Raw genomic sequence first — 22,130 nt, forward strand, 5'->3', positions numbered from 1 at the left:
GCGAGCGTTAATCGGATTTACTGGGCGTAAAGCGTGCGTAGGCGGCTTTTTAAGTCGGATGTGAAATCCCCGAGCTTAACTTGGGAATTGCATTCGATACTGGGAAGCTAGAGTATGGGAGAGGATGGTAGAATTCCAGGTGTAGCGGTGAAATGCGTAGAGATCTGGAGGAATACCGATGGCGAAGGCAGCCATCTGGCCTAATACTGACGCTGAGGTACGAAAGCATGGGGAGCAAACAGGATTAGATACCCTGGTAGTCCATGCCGTAAACGATGTCTACTAGCCGTTGGGGCCTTTGAGGCTTTAGTGGCGCAGCTAACGCGATAAGTAGACCGCCTGGGGAGTACGGTCGCAAGACTAAAACTCAAATGAATTGACGGGGGCCCGCACAAGCGGTGGAGCATGTGGTTTAATTCGATGCAACGCGAAGAACCTTACCTGGCCTTGACATACTAGAAACTTTCCAGAGATGGATTGGTGCCTTCGGGAATCTAGATACAGGTGCTGCATGGCTGTCGTCAGCTCGTGTCGTGAGATGTTGGGTTAAGTCCCGCAACGAGCGCAACCCTTTTCCTTACTTGCCAGCATTTCGGATGGGAACTTTAAGGATACTGCCAGTGACAAACTGGAGGAAGGCGGGGACGACGTCAAGTCATCATGGCCCTTACGGCCAGGGCTACACACGTGCTACAATGGTCGGTACAAAGGGTTGCTACACAGCGATGTGATGCTAATCTCAAAAAGCCGATCGTAGTCCGGATTGGAGTCTGCAACTCGACTCCATGAAGTCGGAATCGCTAGTAATCGCGGATCAGAATGCCGCGGTGAATACGTTCCCGGGCCTTGTACACACCGCCCGTCACACCATGGGAGTTTGTTGCACCAGAAGTAGGTAGTCTAACCGCAAGGAGGACGCTTACCACGGTGTGGCCGATGACTGGGGTGAAGTCGTAACAAGGTAGCCGTAGGGGAACCTGCGGCTGGATCACCTCCTTAACGAAAGATTGGTGACCGGTAAGAATCCACAACAAGTTGTTCTTCGAAGATGTATCTGAGGGTCTGTAGCTCAGTTGGTTAGAGCACACGCTTGATAAGCGTGGGGTCACAAGTTCAAGTCTTGTCAGACCCACCACTACTGACGAAGTGATGAATAATCACAAGCTGCTAGATAAAAAGATATGTCGTTCATTATGATTAAAGCTGGGGACTTAGCTTAGTTGGTAGAGCGCCTGCTTTGCACGCAGGAGGTCAGGAGTTCGACTCTCCTAGTCTCCACCAAATTCGAGGGTAAACAAAGCAACGCTTTGTCCGAGAATTTAAGCAAACAGCTATGCTGTGCGCAGGCACACATAGAACGAAGCTTGGAGCTAAAGATTACAGAACTTAGTAAGCAAATAGCTTCTTAACTTCTGTGATTTATCACAGTTTACTACGCACCGACGAGGTGGTAGTTAATCATTAACAGATTAGAAAATTGAGTCTGAAATAAATTGTTCAAACTCGATTAAATAGGAAGATAACAAGTAATTGTTAAATTAATATTTAATCTGAGAACTAGCAAAAACACTGAATCAAGCGTTTTGGTATATGAATTTAGATTGAAGCTGTATGGTGATTAAATTCACAGACAACAAACCAGTAGCAATTAAGTTTGCAACGATAACACTCACTTGTATGTGTTAACGACTGTTTGGGGTTGTATAGTCAAGTAATTAAGTGCATGTGGTGGATGCCTTGGCAGTCAGAGGCGATGAAAGACGTGATAGCCTGCGAAAAGCTCCGGGGAGGCGGCAAATATCCTTTGATCCGGAGATTTCTGAATGGGGGAACCCACCCGCTATAAGGCGGGTATCATAAACTGAATACATAGGTTTATGAAGCGAACGAGGGGAAGTGAAACATCTCAGTACCCTTAGGAAAAGAAATCAATTGAGATTCCCTTAGTAGCGGCGAGCGAACGGGGAGCAGCCCATTAAGTTATGTGTGTTTTAGTGGAACGCTCTGGGAAGTGCGAACGTAGAGGGTGATATTCCCGTACACGAAAGGGCACACATAATGATGACGAGTAGGGCGAGGCACGTGAAACCTTGTCTGAATATGGGGGGACCATCCTCCAAGGCTAAATACTCCTGACTGACCGATAGTGAACCAGTACCGTGAGGGAAAGGCGAAAAGAACCCCTGTGAGGGGAGTGAAATAGATCCTGAAACCGCATGCATACAAGCAGTGGGAGCCGACTTGTTCGGTGACTGCGTACCTTTTGTATAATGGGTCAGCGACTTATATTCAGTAGCGAGGTTAACCGAATAGGGGAGCCGTAGAGAAATCGAGTCTTAATAGGGCGTTTAGTTGCTGGGTATAGACCCGAAACCAGGCGATCTATCCATGAGCAGGTTGAAGGTTGGGTAACACTAACTGGAGGACCGAACCCACTGTCGTTGAAAAGCCAGGGGATGACTTGTGGATAGGGGTGAAAGGCTAATCAAGCCTGGTGATAGCTGGTTCTCCCCGAAAGCTATTTAGGTAGCGCCTCGGACGAATACCATTGGGGGTAGAGCACTGTTTCGGCTAGGGGGTCATCCCGACTTACCAAACCGATGCAAACTCCGAATACCAATGAGTACTATCCGGGAGACAGACTGCGGGTGCTAACGTCCGTAGTCAAGAGGAAAACAATCCAGACCGCCAGCTAAGGCCCCCAAATTATAGTTAAGTGGGAAACGATGTGGGAAGGCATAGACAGCTAGGAGGTTGGCTTAGAAGCAGCCACCCTTTAAAGAAAGCGTAATAGCTCACTAGTCGAGTCGGCCTGCGCGGAAGATGTAACGGGGCTAAAACTATGTGCCGAAGCTGCGGATTTGACATTAGTCAAGTGGTAGGGGAGCGTTCTGTAAGCCGATGAAGGTGTATTGAGAAGTATGCTGGAGGTATCAGAAGTGCGAATGCTGACGTGAGTAACGACAAAACGGGTGAAAAACCCGTTCGCTGAAAGACCAAGGGTTCCAGTCCAACGTTAATCGGGGCTGGGTGAGTCGACCCCTAAGGCGAGGCCGAGAGGCGTAGTCGATGGGAAATTGGTTAATATTCCAATACTTCTGTGTAATGCGATGAGAGGACGGAGAAGGTTAAGTCAGCCTGGCGTTGGTTGTCCAGGTGGAAGACCGTAGGCATGCATCTTAGGCAAATCCGGGGTGCTCTATGCTGAGAGTCGATAGCAAGCTGTACTTGTACAGTGAAGTGGCTGATACCATGCTTCCAGGAAAAGTCTCTAAGCTTCAGTTACACAGGAATCGTACCCGAAACCGACACAGGTGGTCAGGTCGAGTAGACCAAAGCGCTTGAGAGAACTCTGCTGAAGGAACTAGGCAAAATGGTACCGTAACTTCGGGAGAAGGTACGCTGCTGACGGTGATGGGACTTGCTCCCTGAGCGGTTGGCAGCCGCAGAAACCAGGCCGCTGCAACTGTTTATTAAAAACATAGCACTCTGCAAACACGAAAGTGGACGTATAGGGTGTGATGCCTGCCCGGTGCTGGAAGGTTAATTGATGGGGTTAGCGTAAGCGAAGCTCTTGATCGAAGCCCCAGTAAACGGCGGCCGTAACTATAACGGTCCTAAGGTAGCGAAATTCCTTGTCGGGTAAGTTCCGACCTGCACGAATGGCATAATGATGGCGGCGCTGTCTCCAGCAGAGGCTCAGTGAAATCGAAATCGCTGTGAAGATGCAGTGTACCCGCGGCTAGACGGAAAGACCCCGTGAACCTTTACTGCAGCTTGACATTGAACTTTGACCTTACTTGTGTAGGATAGGTGGGAGGCTTTGAAGTTGGAACGCTAGTTCCAATGGAGCCGTCCTTGAAATACCACCCTGGTAATGTTGAGGTTCTAACTCTGTCCCGTAATCCGGGACGAGGACCATGTCTGGTGGGTAGTTTGACTGGGGCGGTCTCCTCCTAAAGAGTAACGGAGGAGTACGAAGGTGCGCTCAGCGTGGTCGGAAATCACGCGTAGAGTATAAAGGCAAAAGCGCGCTTAACTGCGAGACCCACAAGTCGAGCAGGTACGAAAGTAGGTCTTAGTGATCCGGTGGTTCTGTATGGAAGGGCCATCGCTCAACGGATAAAAGGTACTCTGGGGATAACAGGCTGATACCGCCCAAGAGTTCATATCGACGGCGGTGTTTGGCACCTCGATGTCGGCTCATCTCATCCTGGGGCTGAAGCAGGTCCCAAGGGTATGGCTGTTCGCCATTTAAAGAGGTACGCGAGCTGGGTTTAGAACGTCGTGAGACAGTTCGGTCCCTATCTACCGTGGGCGCTGGAAATTTGAGAGGATCTGCTCCTAGTACGAGAGGACCAGAGTGGACGAACCTCTGGTGTACCGGTTGTCACGCCAGTGGCATCGCCGGGTAGCTATGTTCGGAAGGGATAACCGCTGAAAGCATCTAAGCGGGAAGCCTACCTCAAGATAAGATTTCCCTAGGAATTTATTCCTCTAAAGAGCCGTTCGAGACTAGGACGTTGATAGGTTGGGTGTGGAAGCACGGTGACGTGTGAAGCTGACCAATACTAATTGCTCGTGAGGCTTGACTATACAACACCCAAACAGTTGTTGTATTCAAGATAAATTCAATACATAACTTGATTTAGTGTACAAACTAGTTACAATACAGACCAACTATCTAATCCGTTAATAACTCTTTGGATCGTAAGTAAGGCAAACATTATTAATTAATGTGAATAAGACCCGAAAACACCACAACAGTTTGCTGGCGACAATAGCAAGAGTGAACCACCTGATCCCTTCCCGAACTCAGAAGTGAAACCTCTTCGCGCTGATGGTAGTGTGGCGTTTGCCATGTGAGAGTAAGTCATCGCCAGCTTTTAAATACTAAACACCCCCTCCGCATAAGCAGAGGGGGTGTTTTTTATTGCGTGGTTTTAAGATTTATAAAGAAAATTAAGGCTAGCACAATTTAGTCTGGCTTTTTAGCATACGACAGCTTAAGACGTTCATAAATGAATTAAGGTTTTTTTTAAACTTAAAATCTAGCATGCTATAACAAATAATAAATTTCCCAATATTTTATGCAAGAAAGACCTTATATTCGAGCTGTAAAGTTTAAGTCGCCTGAGTCTTTGGATTGGGCTAGCTACCCTTATGTCGTACCAGCTGTTAACGATTTAGAAAGCATCAAGTTTCACCCACAAGTAACTTTCTTTGTCGGGGAGAATGGTTCAGGGAAATCGACCATTCTTGAGGCCTTAGCACTTGCTTTGGGTTTTTCAGAAGAAGGTGGAACGCGTAATGTACAATTAAATACAGCGACCACAGCTTCTGATTTGCATCAGGCGATTCGAACGATAAAAAGCTATAAGAATCCTCAAGATTATTACTTTTTACGTGCCGAGAGCTTTTATAACGTTGCAACTTATATGAAGCAAGTCGGCTATCTAATTGAGTACGGTGGAGATATACACTTATGCTCGCATGGAGAGGCTTTCTTAAAATTATTAACAATAAAATTAAAAGGGAAAGGTTTATACTGATCCTAGCCAAGATACTGGACAATCGGTCCCTCTAAAGATAGTTTAATTTTAATCTTTGGAGATGTAAAAATGGCTAAACGCTTTAGTCCGGAATTTAAACAACAAGCGATTGATTACGCCTTAGCGAACTCAAGTGAATCGATAGCCGCACTAGCCAATAAACTTGGTATCGGTTACTCAACACTAGATAAATGGATTCGTCAATCTAGCGAAGCAGGCTCCAGTAAACGTCAATTAACACCTGAGCAGCAGCGCATTCTAGACCTTGAAAAAGAGAATAAGCGACTCCGTGAGGCGAATGAGATACTAAAAAAAGCGCATGTGTACTTTCTCACCGAGGATGCCAAGAGAAGTACACGTTAATCAAAGGAATAGCGCCTGAAATGGTTACTGTTGCTTCAGCTTGTGATTGCATTGGTGTGAGTCGATCGGGCTATTATGCGTGGTTGAAACGAACACCTAGATGCGAGAAGCAACTCAATGATTTACAGTTACTTTATTGGCAGCATCACGCACGTCTAGGTGCCCCATCATTGGTCCATGATATGCGTGATAAGGGCTATTGTTTGAGTGAAAGAACGGTAGGTAGAATGTTACGTACTCTGGGGTTGCGCAGTAAAATATCCCGTAAATTCAAGTATAAAATTGACCCAGCAGATTGCTTATCAGCAGCACCAAATTTATTGGACCGTCAGTTTAAAGTATCGAGACCAAATAAGGTATGGACTACCGATATCACCTATATTTGGACTCAGCATGGCTGGCTATATTTATGCGTCATGTTGGATCTATTTAGTCGCCGCATCGTTGGTTGGCAGACTAGCAAACATATTGATCGTCACTTAGTCTGTGATGCGTTTAATTATGCGATGGCGCGTCAAGGTTATCCTCGTGGAGTAATGGTTCATTCTGATCAAGGCAGCCAGTACGGCAGTCATGACTACAGAGACTTGTTAGCTGCCAATAGAGCCATTCAAAGTATGTCACGACGAGGCAACTGTTGGGATAATGCCGTCACTGAAAGCTTCTTTCACACATTAAAAGTACATATCGTGCATGGCAGTGTATTTAAAACGCGAAAAGAGGCAAATAAGGACTTGTTCGAATATATTGAGGTTTATTACAATCGAATCAGACGACATTCTGCAAATGGCTGGGTTAGTCCCGAAGCTTTTGAAAAAGAATATTTGAAAAATTTAGAGGGAACCGCTGTCTAATTATTTGGCTAGGATCATACCTTTTAGATGAACCAGAAGCAGCCTTGTCTCCAACGATGTTGATGACAACCTTATCGGTTTTAGATCGTTTATGTCAGGAGCAATCTCAATTTATTATTGCTACCCATTCTCCTATTTTATTGGCTTATCCAAATGCCAAAATTTATCAGTTTTCGGATACAGGGATTAGAGAGATATCTTATGAGGAAACAGAACATTTTAGAGTGACAAAGGATTTTTTAAATAATTATCAAAAAAGAATTCAGCAATTGCTAGAGAAAGAATAGATAAAAAGAAGCCCCATCATCCTGACGGGGCTTCTTAGTATTCAGTTTCATGTCGTTTATATTCCTTATCAACGACCGCTTCCTGCGTATCTTGTTATTTTCGATGAGACTTCCTGTCTCTTTATGCATCTTATATTAGCGGTCAAGTCAACAGTGAAATAGACGTAAATCTACCTGATCAATGTACGCTTAGACGTACAACTAAGCGATATTATATTTCTGTAATTTGGCAACGAGAGCTGCTAATCCTTTAACTTCAAACTCATTGGCTTCAAAGTTTTCGTCTTTATGACGTTTAAAGATGTCGCGAATTTCAATGACGGCATTTGGATCAACTAGACCTAAACTTGAGGTTACTTGACGAATTTGGCTAATTGAACGTGAACCATTGGTTGAACCATAGCCGATAAAAGCTGCTGGTTTGCCTTGCCATTCTTTACCGACATAATCTAAGGCATTCTTGAGTGCTGGACTATAGCCATGGTTATATTCAGGGCTAATAAATATGAATCCTTGTGCTTGTGCAATTTTATCTGCCCAAGCTTGCTGTTTAGGTTGGTCATAGATACCTGTTGCAGGTGGGTGAGCACCTGCAAATAACGGTAAATCCCACTCTTTAAGATCGACGATTTCTGTTTGAAGATTATTTAATGTGAGCTCAGAGATTGCTTGTTGTACCCAGTTTGCAACTTTAATTGCAGTTCGACTTTCACGAACACTGCCGACAATAATATAAATGAGCATATTTAAAATCCTATGTGTTATTGCTTTGATTTAAAAATGAATGTTTCTATGATCTTATACAATTCTTTAGCGTTAAAAAAAGCTCTCATTTGAGAGCTTTTGTGTTACATCAATTTGATGCCTTGCTGACCTGCTGGGGTCACTTTAAAGATTTCAACTTCAAAGGTAATGTTTTTACCAGCAAGTGGATGATTAAAGTCAATCTCTGTGATGTCATCATTGACTGATTTTACGATGCCAAACAAGGTTGCTTTAGCTTTATCTTCAAATTCAATCATATGCCCGATGATAGGACGTTGTTCAAACTTCACGGTATCAAAAGTTTGAATATTTTCAGGATTCCATGGACCAAAAGCATCTTCTGGCGGTAAATGTACAGTACGACGATCGCCTGCACGTAAACCAAATAATGCTTTTTCAAATCCTGGGAGTAGGTTGCCATCCCCAATGACTAGACTAACAGGCTCTTCACGACCACGGGTATTATCAATTTCAACACCATTTTCGATCGATACTGAAAAATGTAAATCAACTTTTGAACCATCTTCAATCCGAATTTCTTCGTTTGGTTGGATAATTTCAGACATTTTTTGTTTCCGCATTTTGGATACGTTTCTTTTCAAGGAAGAAAGTATCAATAAGTAGCAGGATTGTTCCTAAGGTAATCGCACTATCTGCAATATTAAAAGCAGGGAAGTGACTGTCTTGATAATAGACATGAATAAAGTCAACGACATAACCCAATGAGACGCGGTCTATAAGGTTGCCTATAGCACCACCGAGAATTAATGCAATTGCCATCGGAAGGATGATCATTTTTTTTGGCATTTTCATTAACCAAAAAATAAAGATAATCGAGACAAAGCCTGCTAAAGAAGTAAAAAAGTAACGTTGCCAGCCACCAGCATCAGAAAGAAAACTGAATGCAGCACCATAGTTATGCAGTAATGTCCAATTCAGGAAAGGTAATACAGGAACAGGATCGGCATAGTTTAAGTGTGTACTTGCAATCCATTTTGTCCATTGATCTAACACAATGGCAAGGACTGAAAGTCCAAGCCACATGAGATTATGAGGATAAAACTGGAACAAGCCTTTTTTTGCTTGTGTATTAGGCATACTTTCTCACTTCGCCACTACCAGTGACATTGACGATACAACGAGCGCATAAACCAGCATGACCAACGTGGGTATTCACGTCTGGCAATACATGCCAGCAACGTACACATTTTTCACCATCAGCCGCAGAAACTTTGACACGTAATCCTGTTAAGTCAGTGCTTTCACCTTGTTCAGCATACGGGTAAACGATGACTTGAGACGTGATCAAGACGAAACGTAATTCATCAGCCAACTGATTTAATAATGTTTGTAATGCTTCATCTGCCCAAAGTTCAACTTTTGCAGATAAGTTACTACCAACAAGTTTAGCGTTACGTGCTGCTTCAATCTGTTTATTTACTGCTGATTTTACGCTAATCAATGTTTGCCAATCTGCTTCTGAAAGCAAGTTTGCTGTTGATGCCGTTGGGATGTCATACCATTCAGCAGTAAATACATATTTCTCAGTTTGCTCTGGGATCAATGGCCAAGCTTCTTGAGCAGTAAAGCTCAGGATTGGTGACATCCAGCGCACAAAAGCTTGTACTAAATGATACAGCGCAGTTTGTGCTGAACGGCGAGCTTGTGAATCTGCTTTGGTGGTGTACTGACGATCTTTGATGATGTCGAGATAGAAACCACCTAAGTCATTGATACAGAAATTGGTCAATGCGTTAGTTACAATGTGGAAGTTCATCTCTTCATAGGCTTGCTGAATGGTTTTTTGTACTTCAGCAGCACGTTGCAAGATGTATTGGTCTAATGCGATCAATTCGTTTACAGGTAAAGCATCTGTTGATGGCTTGAAACCATTTAAGTTTGCCAACAAGAAACGTAACGTGTTACGGATACGACGATAACCATCAGACGCACGGCTAAAGATTTCTTTACCTGCGGTCATTTCATATCGATAGTCAGCCGAAGCAATCCAGAAACGTAAACCATCTGCACCCATATCTTTGATGATGTCTTGTGGGGTGATGATGTTGCCTAATGACTTAGACATTTTACGACCTTTCTCATCCACGACGAAACCGTGAGTGAGTAGACCTTTATACGGTGCACGTTCATTAATCGCAATTGAAGTTAACAATGACGATTGGAACCAGCCACGATGTTGGTCTGAACCTTCAAGATATAAATCTGCAGGGTCTTGTAACTCTTCACGTTCACGCAACACTGCATAATGTGTAGTACCTGAGTCAAACCAAACGTCAAGTGTATCGCGTACGGCATTGTACTGTTCAGCATCTGCGCCAATGAAGTCGCTAGCATCGCGGTTATACCAACCATCAATACCTTCTTGTTCGATCAGTTTAGCGACTTCTTCAATGAGTTCAGGTGTACGAGGGTGTAATGCATTAGTATCTTTGTGTACAAAGAATGGGATTGGTACGCCCCAAGTACGTTGACGTGAGATACACCAGTCAGGACGACCTTCGATCATCGATTGAATACGATTTTTACCCCAATCTGGAACAAATTCGATGTCATTCTCAATCGCATTTAAAGCAGTTTGACGCAAACCTTTGGCATCCATGCTGATAAACCATTGTGGTGTTGCACGGAAGATAATCGGTGTTTTATGACGCCAGCAATGTGGATAGCTATGTTTAATCGGCTGATGTGCCCATAAACGACCTACAGCACCCAAAGCTTCGATAATTTTTGGATTGGCTTTGTAGATGTGCTCACCCGCAAAAATCGGTGCAGTTGGTAAATATACGCCATTACCACCAACTGGATTATCGACTTTTAGATTGTATTGCAGACCGACTTTATAGTCGTCCACACCGTGTCCAGGAGCAGTGTGTACGGCACCTGTACCGCTAGTCGCAATTACGTGCTCACCAACAATTACTGGGACTTGACGATCAGTAATTAAAGGATGTTGTAATAATAGCTTCTCAATGACAGCGCCTTTAAAATCAGCCAATACAACTGGATTTTCGAGCTTGTAACGTTCGATTGCTGATTCAACTAAATCTTTGGCAAGAATGAAGTTTTGTGAGCCTCGTTCAGTACTTACTTGTACCAGTTGGTAGTCAATGTCGGCATGTACTGCAACAGCTTGGTTGGCAGGTAAAGTCCACGGTGTAGTTGTCCAAATGACAATATCAGTCACATCTTGAACATCAATACTTAGACGTGCGCTTAAATCTTTAAGATCAATGACGGTGAAACCGACATCAATTGCATCAGATTTTTTATCTTCATATTCAACTTCTGCTTCTGCAAGTGCTGAACCGCAGTCCAAACACCAGTTCACAGGCTTCAAACCTGGTTCAATATGACCCGCTTTAGCAATCGCACCCAAAGAGCGTACGATGTCAGCTTCTTGTTTAAAGTTCATGGTGAGGTATGGATTATCCCAGTCACCAAACACACCCATACGCACGAAGTCTTTTTTCTGTAACTCGACTTGTGTGTAAGCATATTCACGGCAGGCTTTGCGGAAGGTAGATGCGTCGACCTTGACACCAACCTTACCCACTTTCTCTTCTACTTTAAGCTCAATCGGTAATCCGTGACAGTCCCAACCAGGAACATAGGGTGCATCAAAGCCATCCATCACGCGGCTTTTGATGATGATGTCTTTTAGAACTTTATTGACTGCATGACCTAAGTGGATTTGACCATTGGCATATGGAGGGCCATCATGAAGTACATATTTTTTCTTGCCAATACGCGATGCGCGAATCTGCTGATAAATGTTGTCGGCATACCACTCTTCTAACCATTTGGCTTCACGCACAGCCAAATTTGCTTTCATCGCAAATTCAGTATCAGGCAAATTGAGTGTGGCTTTATAATCCACTGCATTTTCAGGAGTTTGCTTATCGCTCATGCAAGTTTTCTTCCAGTTTTATCAGTCTAAACTGACATGTTCTACAAAAATGAAATTTAAAATTTAAAAAGGAAATTCTGGTGTGCGCTTACGATAGTCTCGTAGTTTTTGCACATCATCATCTATCCCAGCTTTGAGTGCTTCAAGCGAAGGGTAATTCAGTTCGCCATGTAAATAGTGAAGAAAAGTTACCCGCATCAATAGGCCATACAGATTAGCAGAAACATCAGGGAAATGTACTTCTAATCGCCACTCTGGATGATCTTGTTGAATAGCTGGACGTGTCCCGACATGACCTGCACCAAACAAACTATCAGCTTGATAACCAGCAATTCCATTCAACTCAGTATCTATATGTTGAATTTTGGCTGTGAGAGAAGCATTCTCACATACCACGTCCACCGCATAAATACCACTTAAACACGGTTTATGGCGATTTAAACGGACATTAATCGTTGGAAAATCAAGGGTACGTCCAATCTGATCGCCATATTGCACACGACCTGTAATGCTGTATGGACGACCCAATAATTTAGCAGCTAAAGCAAGATCACCTGCTTGTAAAACTTGGCGAATACGAGTTGAACTCACACGTTCACCATTTAAAGCCACCGTATTTAAATTAGTGACGTCAAATCCATAATCGCGTAGGAATTCGCTATTGCCTTGGCGGTCTTTACCAAAATGAAAGTCATCACCTAATACTAAGCTTTGAGCATTGAGTTTTAATTTGAGTAACTCAGCAAACTCGGTTGCATTAAGACTTCTAAAATACTGATCAAACTTGGCGACAGCAATATAATCCACCCCTAACTCAGTTAAATATTCTACTTTTTCTCTCAGCGAGCTAATACGTGGTGGTGCGTCATAACCTTTAAAAAATTCAAGCGGTTGTGGCTCAAAAATCATCACTAATGTTTTTAAGCCTTTGGCATCAGCCAATGTTTTCAGTTGAGCAATCATCGCTTGGTGACCCAGATGGACACCATCAAAATTGCCAATCGTTACCGCGCTCGGAGGTAACTGAAAATCTGGCGATAATGCGTTGAGACGAAGCAACTTCATGGGCGTTAAATTCAGTGAATTTTGCAAAGGCTATATATTGCCATATTCTCAGCGATTCGTCTTGTTGTTGTGTTTTTACGCAAGGAAATTTCAATATTTAAACGCAATATATCATTTTTATTGATTCATTAAATAAAAATAAATCAGTTTTTCTTATTAATTGGGTCGCTTAAGATAGCTTAATCGTCGCTATAGATCGAGAAAGAGATGAAAAAGCCATTTTATCAGCTAGAACAAAGCAGAGATGTGATTCGCCATTTTACCCCAAACTGGTTTACCGCCACGATGGGAACAGGTGTGGTGGCGATGATTTTAGCACAGCTGCCTTTTGCTTCATCAGTCTTGTTTATGCTTGCGACTAAATTATGGCAGTTCAATATCTTGCTATTTATCACTTTCAGTATTCTTTATGGCTTGCGTTGGATTCTATTTCCGACTGAAGCAAAACAGATTTTTAACCACCCAAACATGAGCTTGTTTTTAGGTGCGATACCGATGGGACTAGCGACGATTGCGAATGGTTTCCTGAGCTTTGGGGTGCATTTATATGGTGATATTGCGGTTCAGATAGCGACTTATCTTTGGTATCTCGATGTATTTTTTGCGGTGCTGATTGCCTGGGTGGTGCCATTTTGTATGTTTAGCTGTCAGGACCATCAATTGCAACGTATGACTGCGGTTTGGCTGTTGCCAATCGTGGCATGTGAGGTGGCTGCGAGTTCTGCAGGATTACTATTACAGCATTTGGCCGCGGATCAGCATGCTTTAGCGATCTTGATCATGGGGTATGTGCTGTGGGGGATTTCTGTATTGCCTGCTTTTGCAATCTTAACCATTTTAATGTTACGTCTGGCTTTGCATCAGTTGCCTGAAAAAGAAGTCGCGATTTCTAGCTGGTTATGTTTAGGACCGATTGGAACAGGGGCATTGGCTTTGTTGTTACTCGGTCAGCAAGCTCAACGTATTTTGAATGCTGTTGGATTAGAAGAATTGGCGACAATAGTGCCAGCCATAGGCGTCATTGGTGGTTTGGTGTTATTGGGCTTTGGCTTGTGGTGGTTTGGCATCGCGGTTTTAACGACTGTACGTCACGCGCGTACAGGGATTCCTTTTAACCTTGGTTGGTGGGGGCTGACTTTCCCATTTGGTGTATTTATTTTAGCGATCTTTAATTTGGCGCATCAGTTACAGTTCAATTTCTTTACCTATATTGCTGTAGCTTTGAGTATTGTTTTGCTAGCGTTATGGGCTTTGGTGATGAAAAAAACAGTGGTTGGTGCATATAGTGGTCAACTATTTTTCTCTCCTTGTTTGGTCGCCATACAGCAAAAGATGCAATAAGATAATCGTTGTGCAAGAGCACACCTTTTTATGTGTGTTGGCTTTAATCTGAATAGAGTATGTGGTTATGAATGCTGATGTTGCTTTGATGATGGCACTGCCAAATGAATCAAAAGGTCTATTTGAGCAAGCTGGAATTGAAGTTCACTATAGTGGTATCGGTAAAATTAATGCAGCATTCAAGGCATTTGAGGTAATCCAAAAAACGGGATGTAAAACCTTGATCAACTTGGGTAGCGCTGGAAGCTCTCATTTTAATGCACATAGTTTAGTTGAGGTGACGACTTTCGTGCAGCGTGATATGGATGTATCACCCTTGGGCTTTGCGGTCGGGGTCACGCCTATGGATGAACATTTACCTGCTGAGATTCATACACCAGCCTATTTTGAATATTTACCTAAAGGGATTTGTGGTACGGGTGATTCATTTGAAACTGGGGTTCCGAAGGTTCATTGCAATTTAGTCGATATGGAAGGTTATGCTCTGGCAAAGGTGTGTCAAAAACTTGGGGTGCGGTTGATTTCAGTAAAATATATTACGGATGGGGCAGATGATACTGCTCATTTAGACTGGGAAGAAAACCTATTGGTAGGAGCACAAAAACTGCTCGCTTTGTATCAAGCTCACTTCTAATAAAAAAGCCCATCGATCGAGATGGGCTTTTTTCAATGGGCTAATTTAGCGAGGGATCACACCATAAAGCATCATATGCACAGTGTGCTCAACCGTGCGTTGAAACATGCTACGGTTACGTAAAGTTTTACCCGTAACCATTTCTATTTGCGTCGAAAAATCAGCATAGTTTTGAGTGATTGCCCAGATATTGAGAATCAACAATTCAGGGTCAATCTCTGCCGACAATTTACCTTGTTGTTGCCAAGTTTGAATCACCTTGGTTTTACGCTTAAATAGCTTTTTCAATGGACCTTTCAGGATTGGCAGAATATGTGGCGCACCTTGAATGATTTCCAATGCAAATAAACGAGAGGCTTTCGGTTGATCACGCGAGCTTTCAATTTTTTGAATTAAATAGTGAGTGAGGGCTTCAGTTGGCTCAAGCTCAGACTCTAGGGTTTGCAAGGGTGCAAGCCACTTTTGTAATACCGTGGTGAGCACTTCAACATAAAGTGACTCTTTATTTTCATAGTAATAGAAAATATTCGATTTATGCATATTTGCAAGTTGTGCAATCTCATCCAAACTTGCGCCGCTGAACCCATAGACGGAAAAAACATCTAGGGCAGCATTCAGCAGTTGATTGCGCTTTTGTGTACTTTTTTTCTGTTCCATCTGCGAGCTTGATTCAAAAAATGTCCTTGACATTGTAAGATAAATTCATATATCTGTGCACAAGAACACATTTTTTTTAGCAAAAATCTTTCAGTTCTTAGATTAACGGTAACGTTCTGTTGATTAACGGTAAAAACTGACCATTTTGGGTATCTTCTGCCGCTTATTTTGTAGACAAAAACAGAACGATCAGTCATTTTTCTTAGTCGTAAAACATATAGCTCAAGTGGCTAAAACAGCCTCTAAAACCTGCTGTTCTAGGCGTGTGAAGGCAATATTCTTAACGCGTGGACGAGCTAAATCTACGTTGAAACTCTGTTTAATGTGACCTTGATCGAGCAAGATAATACGATCTGCCAGTTGAACGGCCTCACTAACATCATGGGTCACTAAAATAGCGGTAAAACCTTGCTCATTCCAAAGTTGTTCGATGAGATTTTGCATCTCTAATCGTGTGAGCGCATCTAATGCACCTAATGGCTCGTCCAGTAGTAGAATGCGAGGCGCATGCGATAGAGCACGCGCTAAAGCAACACGTTGACGTTGTCCCCCTGAAAGTTGAGTGGGCCAATGTTCGGCTTTATCTTTTAAGCCCACTTTTTCTAGCAATTGCTCGGTAAATTTATATTTTTCTTTGGCTAATCCAAGTTGGGTATTTTTCAATACACTTTTCCATGGTAGTAGACGTGGATCTTGAAACATGACCCTAATATCAGCATTGGTAATCCCTTCTCTAAAATGGCGTGCAGATTGATATTTGATTTCGCCATAACTTGGTTTTTCCAGTTGGGCGATTAAACGTAACAAGGTGCTTTTACCACAACCACTACGTCCAACAATTGCAACAAATTCACCTGCTTGAATATCTAAATCTAGATCTTCTAATACTTTGACATCACCATAAAATTTATAGAGTTGCTCAATTTGAATAGCAGCCCCATTGCTATTGTCATCCTTTGATAGTGAGTCTTGGGTACGAGATTCACTTAGGAATTTTAGGTTGAGATTCGTCATAAATTGATCCTTTTTATTTTTGATAGCCTGCATGCCAACGCAATAAATAACGTTCTAATATCTGTGCAAAAACATCAGCTAGTTTTCCAAGTAGGGCATAGAGCAAAATGCCGACCAAAACGATATCTGTTTGTAAAAATTCACGTGCATTCATGGTCATATAACCAATACCAGATTGCGCTGATATCGTTTCAGCTACGATGAGAAGCACCCAAACCAAACCGAGTGAAAAACGAAAACCGACTAAAATCGAAGGCATGGCCCCAGGTAAAATAATTTCTTTATAAAGTTGCCAGCGACTCAGACCATAACTTTTTCCCATTTCGATTAGTTGAGGGTCAACAGAACGAATACCGTGATAGGTGTTGATATAAATTGGAAAAAACACACCGACCGCAACTAGAAATAATTTGGCTGTTTCGTCAATACCGAACCATAAAATAACCAAAGGAATCAGTGCTAAAGCAGGGATATTGCGGATCATTTGTAGAGTGGTATCGAGTAAGGTCGACGCGATCCGTGATGAACCATTCAACAACCCGAGCAGTAGACCTAGTCCGCCTCCGATGAGTAATCCTAGTAATGCCCGTCCAGCGCTGACCTTTACGTGCTGCCAAAGCTCGCCACTAATTAGTAAGTGCCAAAAGGCACTCACTACAGCGGTCGGTGCAGGAAGAACACGACTTTGCAAGAGACCCGAACTTGATGCAACTTGCCATATCACGATCAATAAAATAGGGAATAGCCACGGTAAAAGATTGGTAAAAATGCGTTGTGTTCCACGTGAAACATTTTGTGTAGTCATGCGGTCTCCTTGTTTAACACTTTAGGCTGTTTGACTTCGGGCACATAATTGTTGGCAATAATTTCACCGAAGGGGCCTGTTAAATGAGGTTGTGCAAGTTTCTCTCGTGTTTTTAGTGGCAATAACGGAAACACCAATTCTGCAAAACGGATTGATTCTTCTAAATGTGGATAGCCTGAGAAGATAAAAGTATCGATACCTAACTCAGCATATTCTTGAATACGAGCAGCAACGGTTTCTGGATCACCAACCAAGGCTGTGCCTGCGCCGCCACGGACTAAACCAATACCTGCCCATAAGTTTGGTGAGACCTCCAACTGATCTTTACGTCCACCGTGCAGGGCTGCCATGCGCTGCTGGCCGACAGAGTCCATTTGTGCAAATTTTTTCTGCGCTGCTGCAATAGTCTCATCATCTAAATATTGAATTAATTCATCGGCTGCTGCCCAAGCTTGTTGGTTGGTCTCGCGTACTATCACGTGTAAACGGATTCCATAATTCAAGCTACGACCCTTTGCCGCAGCCTTAGCTTTTAAATATTCGATTTTGTCTTTTACAGCAGCTGGTGGTTCACCCCATGTTAAATAGGTATCCACTTGTTCCGCCGCAAGTTCAGTAGCATCTTCTGATGAGCCGCCAAACCAAAGGGGAGGATAAGGTTTTTGCACAGGTGGGTACAAAAGTTTGGCATCGTCAACGCTTAAGCGCTCACCATGAAACGTGAATGACTCACCAGTATGTGATCGGCTTAGGATTTCACGCCAAATTTTTACATATTCAGATGCCGTTTGATAACGCGTACTATGGTCTTCATATAAGCCATCACCTTTGAGTTCTTGCTCATCACCACCAGTCACAAGATTCAATAAAATACGACCATTTGATAAGCGATCAAATGTGGCAGCCATTCGTGCAGCGAGTGCAGGCGTCGTGATTCCTGGTCGAAGTGCGACTAAAAATTTAAGCTGTTTTGTGGCATCGATGAGGCTTGCTGCGGTGATCCAAGGGTCTTCACAAGAGCGACCAGTTGGAATTAATACTCCTGCATAGCCAAGATTATCTACAGCAACCGCAATCTGTTTCATATAAGCATGATCGACCTGACGAGCTCCCTTGCTGGTGCCTAAATAACGACTGTCACCGTGAGTGGGAATAAACCAAAAAATATTCATGTCGATGTTCCTTATGAAAGTAAAATAAGTATTTATTTGGTAGACCAAACGCTGCGCTGAACGTCAATTTGCACAGGGATCAATTGCTCTTGTTGAAATAAATCGGCAATCTCTTGTTGGTGGAGAATTACCTCTGTTGTGAGAGGACGAACAGGCGAAGGTTTTGGTCTTTTGTCTAAAACACGTTGAGCAACTTGACTATCTAAGCCTGTACTGCCTGCATAGATTTTTAAGGCTTGATCTTGGTGTTTTACGATCCAGTGATCTGCATCATTGATCGCATTTATGACTTTCTGTACAGCTTGAGGATGCTTCTGGATGAAATTTGGGTTGCCAATATAAAAAGAATAAGTGGTTGGGAAAGATCGCCCGTCAATCAACGCTTTGGTATGACCCTGTAATTCCGTAGTGCCCAAATAAGGTTCCCAAATTGCCCAAGCATCTACCGCTTGTTTGTCAAATGCAGCACGTGCATCAGAGGGCGGTAACCAAATGGGTTCGATATCTTGCCAAGACAATTGAGCTTTCTGTAAGGTCTTAGCGAGCAGCTCATGTGCACTAGAACCTCTTTGCACAGCAATTCGTTTACCTTTCAAATCTTGTAGTGTATTGATTTGGCTATTGGGGTGAACCAATATGGCTTGTGCAGTAGGTGCGACAACTTCATAAGCCACATAAGTTAATGGCTTGGCAGCTGCTTGAGCAAAAATAGGTGGTGTATTTCCAACAGAACCAAAATCGACAGCACCAACAGCCAATGCTTCAAGTAATTGTGGACCTGCAGGAAATTCACGCCATTCAATTTTGGCATTTGGAAAGGCTTGCTCGAATAATTTCTGTTGTCTTGCGACCAGTAGATTCAGCGAAGATTTTTGGAAGCCGATGGAAAGTGTTTTTACCGCGCTATTTTCAGTAGAGCTCGCAGTGTCTGCCGACGGCTGTTCGATTTTTTGACAGCCTCCGATTGTCGCTGCCGCGATCAATAAACCCAAAATTGAAACTTTAGAAAACACCTTCATCGAAATCTCCAATTATTTAACATCGTTTTTTAGAATGGCATCTTGGATGACAAGCTGCTTTGGAATAAGTTTTTGCGCAAAAAATGCATCAGCAACGTATTGTTGTTCTTTAGCGACTTTTTCAGAGATTGGTTGAACGCCGAAACCCATACGAGAGATTGATGTTTTTAAAACCGCAAATTCCAGCCCTGTCGGTTTTTCGAGTAATTTAGCTGCGTCATCAGGATGTGCTTTGACCCAGTCAGTTGTTTGATTCAGAGTGGCAACTAGAGTTTCCAAAACTGCAGGATTGGATTCAGCAAACTTACGATCAGCCAAATAGAATTGATGATTACTGACCAGATGTTCACCGTTCGCAATTACTCGAGCTTGGATTTGATGTTCTGCAGCAGAGAAGAATGGATCCCAAATTACCCAAGCATCGACGGCACCTTTTTCAAACGCAGCACGTGCATCAGAAGGAGGGAGATAAACGGGTTGAATGTCATTGAGCGTAAGGTTATGTGCTTCAAGCAGTTTTAATAAAAGATAATGAACGTTTGAACCTTTGTTTAAAGCAACACGTTTACCCTTCAAATCTTGTATTGATTGAATCGGAGAATCTTTCTGCACAATCAGAGCTTCAGCAGTAGGTGCAGGTGGTTGGTTTGCAACGTAAACTAAGTTAGGGTTCGCTGCTTGAGCAAAGATAGGTGGTGCTTCACCTGCTTCACCAAATACTACGCTCCCAACATTTAAACCTTCTAAGAGTTGAGGACCCGCTGGAAACTCAACCCATTTAATATTCACACCCTGAGCAGCAAGACTTTTTTCTAATTCACCTTTTGCTTTGACAATCGGCAAGATGCCATATTTCTGGAAGCCGATGTTTAATGTTGTGGTTTCTTGTTTTGTTTCTGCTTGCTGCTCAGGTTTTTTAGCACAACCAGAAATACCCAATAAGCTGCCAAGACTTGCAGCAAGAAGTGTGTATTTTAGCCATGAAGAATGGATTGAAATGTTCATAGTGGTTGTGCTCCCCGTAAATCCAAAAAGATCTAAATAAGTGAGCAATAAACTAGAACGCTTTTTATTGCAGAAAAAATAAATAATCAGGCTTTAGTTATCAGTAAAAGTGCAAAATAGAAAAAAGAATAAGTTTAGTGATTTATTGAATAATGAAAGAATTAAAAAATCTCACCTAAGCTAATGTTTATTATATCTTTTAAATTTTCTTTAGGGTTTTAGATCAAATTAAATTAAAACGATAATCACAGTATTGAGCGATTCGAAGATATCTTTATCAGAAATAAAAATATCTTCACGTACTTGGATTAGTTCAATGCCTTTTTAAACACAAGTGAGTTTCTTTGATAATTATAGAGCGCTTGGCGGGCGTTAGGTAAGTCATCCACAGTGGCAGGAATAAATCCTTGCTCTAAAAACCAGTGACCTGTTCGAGTGGTGAGAACGAATAATTGTTGTATACCTTGCTGTTTGGCTTTGCTTTCCAAGAATTGCAGAATTTGGCTGCCACGATTGGATTTTCGATAGCTAGAATCGACTGCAACACAGGCAATTTCGGCTGAACGAATTTCATCGTCCTGTGCAGGTATTGGATACAATGCAGCGCAAGCCAAGATCATGCCATCTCGTTCAATCACTGCAAATTGTTCAATCTCACTCTCAAGACGTTCCCGAGAGCGATAAACCAAAATACCTTCTTGTTCGAGTGGACGAAGTAGATTAATGAGACCACCAACATCATGGATATTGGCAATTCGAACTTCTTCATAATGTGCATCGGTAATCATGGTACCTATACCATCACGAGTGAATAACTCCTCAATCAATGCGCCATCATAAGCATAAGAAATTAAATGTACACGATGAACCCCTGATAAAGAGGCTTGTTGAGCTTGTTTTAAATGTAATGAAAATTCAGGATTATCTGCTTGGAACTGTTGAATATAAGGTTCAAGTTGACGAGGGCTTAGTTCACGAAGCAAGTGCTGTTTTTGATTCATTAAACCTTGTTTTTCACCCAAGAAAATAAGTTTATCGGCTTTAATCGCAGTTGCGGTTTTGGTTGCAACCTCCTCAGCCAGTAAATTAAACACCTCACCTGTGGTGGAGTAGCCTGTCGGTCCCAGCAATACAATATTGTGATTATCTAAATGACGCTGAATTGCATCTGTATCGATTGAACGTACATCACCTGTCAGTTGGAAATCGATACCATCACGAATACCATAAGGTTTTGCGGTGACAAAATTACCCGATACAACATCAATACGGGCGCCGTACATCGGTGAGTTCGCAAGGCCCATAGACAGTAGTGCTTCTATTTCTAAGCGAATCGAACCAACAGCATTCATAACGCCACGTAAAGACTCGCGTGTCGTTACACGACGATTTTGATGAAAAGGTGTTTCAATTTTGCGTTCAAGCAAATTTTGATTAATTTGAGGGCGTGCACCATGTACTAGGATCAGACGAATACCTAACGAGTGCAGTAAGGCAATATCATGGATGATATGTTGGAAATTATCATGTTGAACCGCTTCACCGCCAAACATCAGGACGAATGTTTTATCACGATGAGCATTGATATAAGGTGCTGAATGGCGAAACCAATGTACATAATCTTGCGCTGTACTATTTGAAGTTTCAGTGATTTGGTTCGCCATATCGA

General features: G+C 42.6%; 15 protein-coding genes, 2 tRNA genes, 3 rRNA genes and 2 pseudogenes. 10 read left to right on the forward strand and 12 right to left on the reverse strand.

All coding sequences use genetic code 11. The annotated features are described in order from the left end of the window. From F948_RS15020 to F948_RS15060, 8 genes and pseudogenes are all read left to right on the forward strand, one after another. Positions 1–999, forward strand: a 16S ribosomal RNA gene (locus F948_RS15020); the annotation flags it as partial. A 59-nt stretch (positions 1,000–1,058) separates the two neighbouring features. Next, positions 1,059–1,135 (forward strand) — tRNA-Ile (locus F948_RS15025). Between the two features lie 70 nt (positions 1,136–1,205). Next, a tRNA-Ala gene (locus F948_RS15030) sits at positions 1,206–1,281 on the forward strand. Positions 1,282–1,705: 424 nt separating this feature from the next. Next, positions 1,706–4,596, forward strand: a 23S ribosomal RNA gene (locus F948_RS15035). Between the two features lie 174 nt (positions 4,597–4,770). Then, a 5S ribosomal RNA gene (rrf, locus tag F948_RS15040) occupies positions 4,771–4,885 on the forward strand. A 205-nt stretch (positions 4,886–5,090) separates the two neighbouring features. After that, a pseudogene (locus F948_RS15045) lies at positions 5,091–5,549 on the forward strand (AAA family ATPase); the annotation flags it as partial. A gap of 72 nt (positions 5,550–5,621) precedes the next feature. Then, a protein-coding gene (locus F948_RS15055; protein ID WP_100222360.1) for an IS3 family transposase occupies positions 5,622–6,769 on the forward strand; the annotation gives its coding sequence in 2 pieces (ribosomal slippage) (positions 5,622–5,859 and positions 5,859–6,769; 1,149 coding nt in all). A gap of 11 nt (positions 6,770–6,780) precedes the next feature. Beyond that, positions 6,781–7,056 (forward strand): annotated as a pseudogene (locus F948_RS15060) (AAA family ATPase); the annotation flags it as partial. Between the two features lie 201 nt (positions 7,057–7,257). Here the strand turns inward: F948_RS15060 and F948_RS15065 are convergent. The 5 genes from F948_RS15065 to ribF form a co-directional block, all read right to left on the reverse strand. After that, complete coding sequence (locus F948_RS15065; RefSeq protein WP_004966903.1) at positions 7,258–7,800, reverse strand: NADPH-dependent FMN reductase; 543 nt, start codon at positions 7,798–7,800, stop codon at positions 7,258–7,260. 104 nt (positions 7,801–7,904) lie between these two features. Then, positions 7,905–8,387: an FKBP-type peptidyl-prolyl cis-trans isomerase gene (locus F948_RS15070; protein WP_004907359.1), complete on the reverse strand. Its 483-nt coding sequence runs from the start codon at positions 8,385–8,387 to the stop codon at positions 7,905–7,907. Further along, positions 8,380–8,919, reverse strand: a complete 540-nt coding sequence (gene lspA, locus F948_RS15075; protein WP_004907358.1) for a signal peptidase II — start codon at positions 8,917–8,919, stop codon at positions 8,380–8,382. Before lspA ends, F948_RS15070 begins: the two co-directional genes overlap by 8 nt. After that, positions 8,912–11,749, reverse strand: a complete 2,838-nt coding sequence (ileS, locus tag F948_RS15080) for an isoleucine--tRNA ligase (RefSeq protein ID WP_004966905.1) — start codon at positions 11,747–11,749, stop codon at positions 8,912–8,914. The genes lspA and ileS overlap by 8 nt, the downstream gene beginning before the upstream one ends. Positions 11,750–11,812: 63 nt before the next feature. Continuing rightward, positions 11,813–12,814, reverse strand: a complete 1,002-nt coding sequence (ribF, locus tag F948_RS15085) for a riboflavin biosynthesis protein RibF (RefSeq protein WP_004907352.1) — start codon at positions 12,812–12,814, stop codon at positions 11,813–11,815. 207 nt (positions 12,815–13,021) lie between these two features. On the opposite strand from ribF, the gene F948_RS15090 reads away from it, so the two are divergent. Continuing rightward, positions 13,022–14,155 (forward strand): TDT family transporter, encoded by a 1,134-nt coding sequence (locus F948_RS15090; RefSeq protein ID WP_004966906.1) that lies wholly within the window; start codon positions 13,022–13,024, stop codon positions 14,153–14,155. Positions 14,156–14,222: 67 nt separating this feature from the next. Next, entirely contained in the window at positions 14,223–14,789 is a 567-nt protein-coding gene (locus tag F948_RS15095; RefSeq protein ID WP_004956924.1) for a 5'-methylthioadenosine/S-adenosylhomocysteine nucleosidase family protein, read from the forward strand. Positions 14,790–14,834: 45 nt separating this feature from the next. On the opposite strand, the gene F948_RS15100 is transcribed toward F948_RS15095, so the two are convergent. The 7 genes from F948_RS15100 to argA all read right to left on the reverse strand — a co-directional run bounded on the left by F948_RS15100 (position 14,835) and on the right by argA (position 22,125). Continuing rightward, positions 14,835–15,446: a TetR/AcrR family transcriptional regulator gene (locus F948_RS15100; protein WP_004966907.1), complete on the reverse strand. Its 612-nt coding sequence runs from the start codon at positions 15,444–15,446 to the stop codon at positions 14,835–14,837. Between the two features lie 222 nt (positions 15,447–15,668). Then, complete coding sequence (locus tag F948_RS15105) at positions 15,669–16,460, reverse strand: ABC transporter ATP-binding protein (RefSeq protein ID WP_004966908.1); 792 nt, start codon at positions 16,458–16,460, stop codon at positions 15,669–15,671. Positions 16,461–16,473: 13 nt separating this feature from the next. Then, positions 16,474–17,265 carry an aliphatic sulfonate ABC transporter permease SsuC gene (ssuC, locus tag F948_RS15110; RefSeq protein WP_004966909.1) on the reverse strand — a complete coding sequence of 264 codons (792 nt, stop codon included), beginning with the start codon at positions 17,263–17,265 and terminating at the stop codon, positions 16,474–16,476. Beyond that, positions 17,262–18,437, reverse strand: coding sequence for an FMNH2-dependent alkanesulfonate monooxygenase (gene ssuD / locus F948_RS15115; protein WP_004966910.1), 1,176 nt, complete (start codon positions 18,435–18,437; stop codon positions 17,262–17,264). The genes ssuC and ssuD overlap by 4 nt, the downstream gene beginning before the upstream one ends. A 32-nt stretch (positions 18,438–18,469) precedes the next feature. Next, the gene (locus F948_RS15120) at positions 18,470–19,456 is read right to left on the reverse strand and encodes an aliphatic sulfonate ABC transporter substrate-binding protein (protein ID WP_004966911.1); all 987 of its coding nucleotides are present in this window, start codon (positions 19,454–19,456) and stop codon (positions 18,470–18,472) included. 12 nt (positions 19,457–19,468) lie between these two features. Continuing rightward, entirely contained in the window at positions 19,469–20,461 is a 993-nt protein-coding gene (locus F948_RS15125; protein ID WP_004966912.1) for a sulfonate ABC transporter substrate-binding protein, read from the reverse strand. A gap of 308 nt (positions 20,462–20,769) precedes the next feature. Next, complete coding sequence (gene argA / locus F948_RS15130; RefSeq protein WP_004966913.1) at positions 20,770–22,125, reverse strand: amino-acid N-acetyltransferase; 1,356 nt, start codon at positions 22,123–22,125, stop codon at positions 20,770–20,772. Between the last annotated feature and the right edge of the window lie 5 nt (positions 22,126–22,130).

Origin of the sequence: Acinetobacter junii CIP 64.5 (assembly GCF_000368765.1) — a bacterium.
GTDB lineage: Bacteria > Pseudomonadota > Gammaproteobacteria > Pseudomonadales > Moraxellaceae > Acinetobacter > Acinetobacter junii.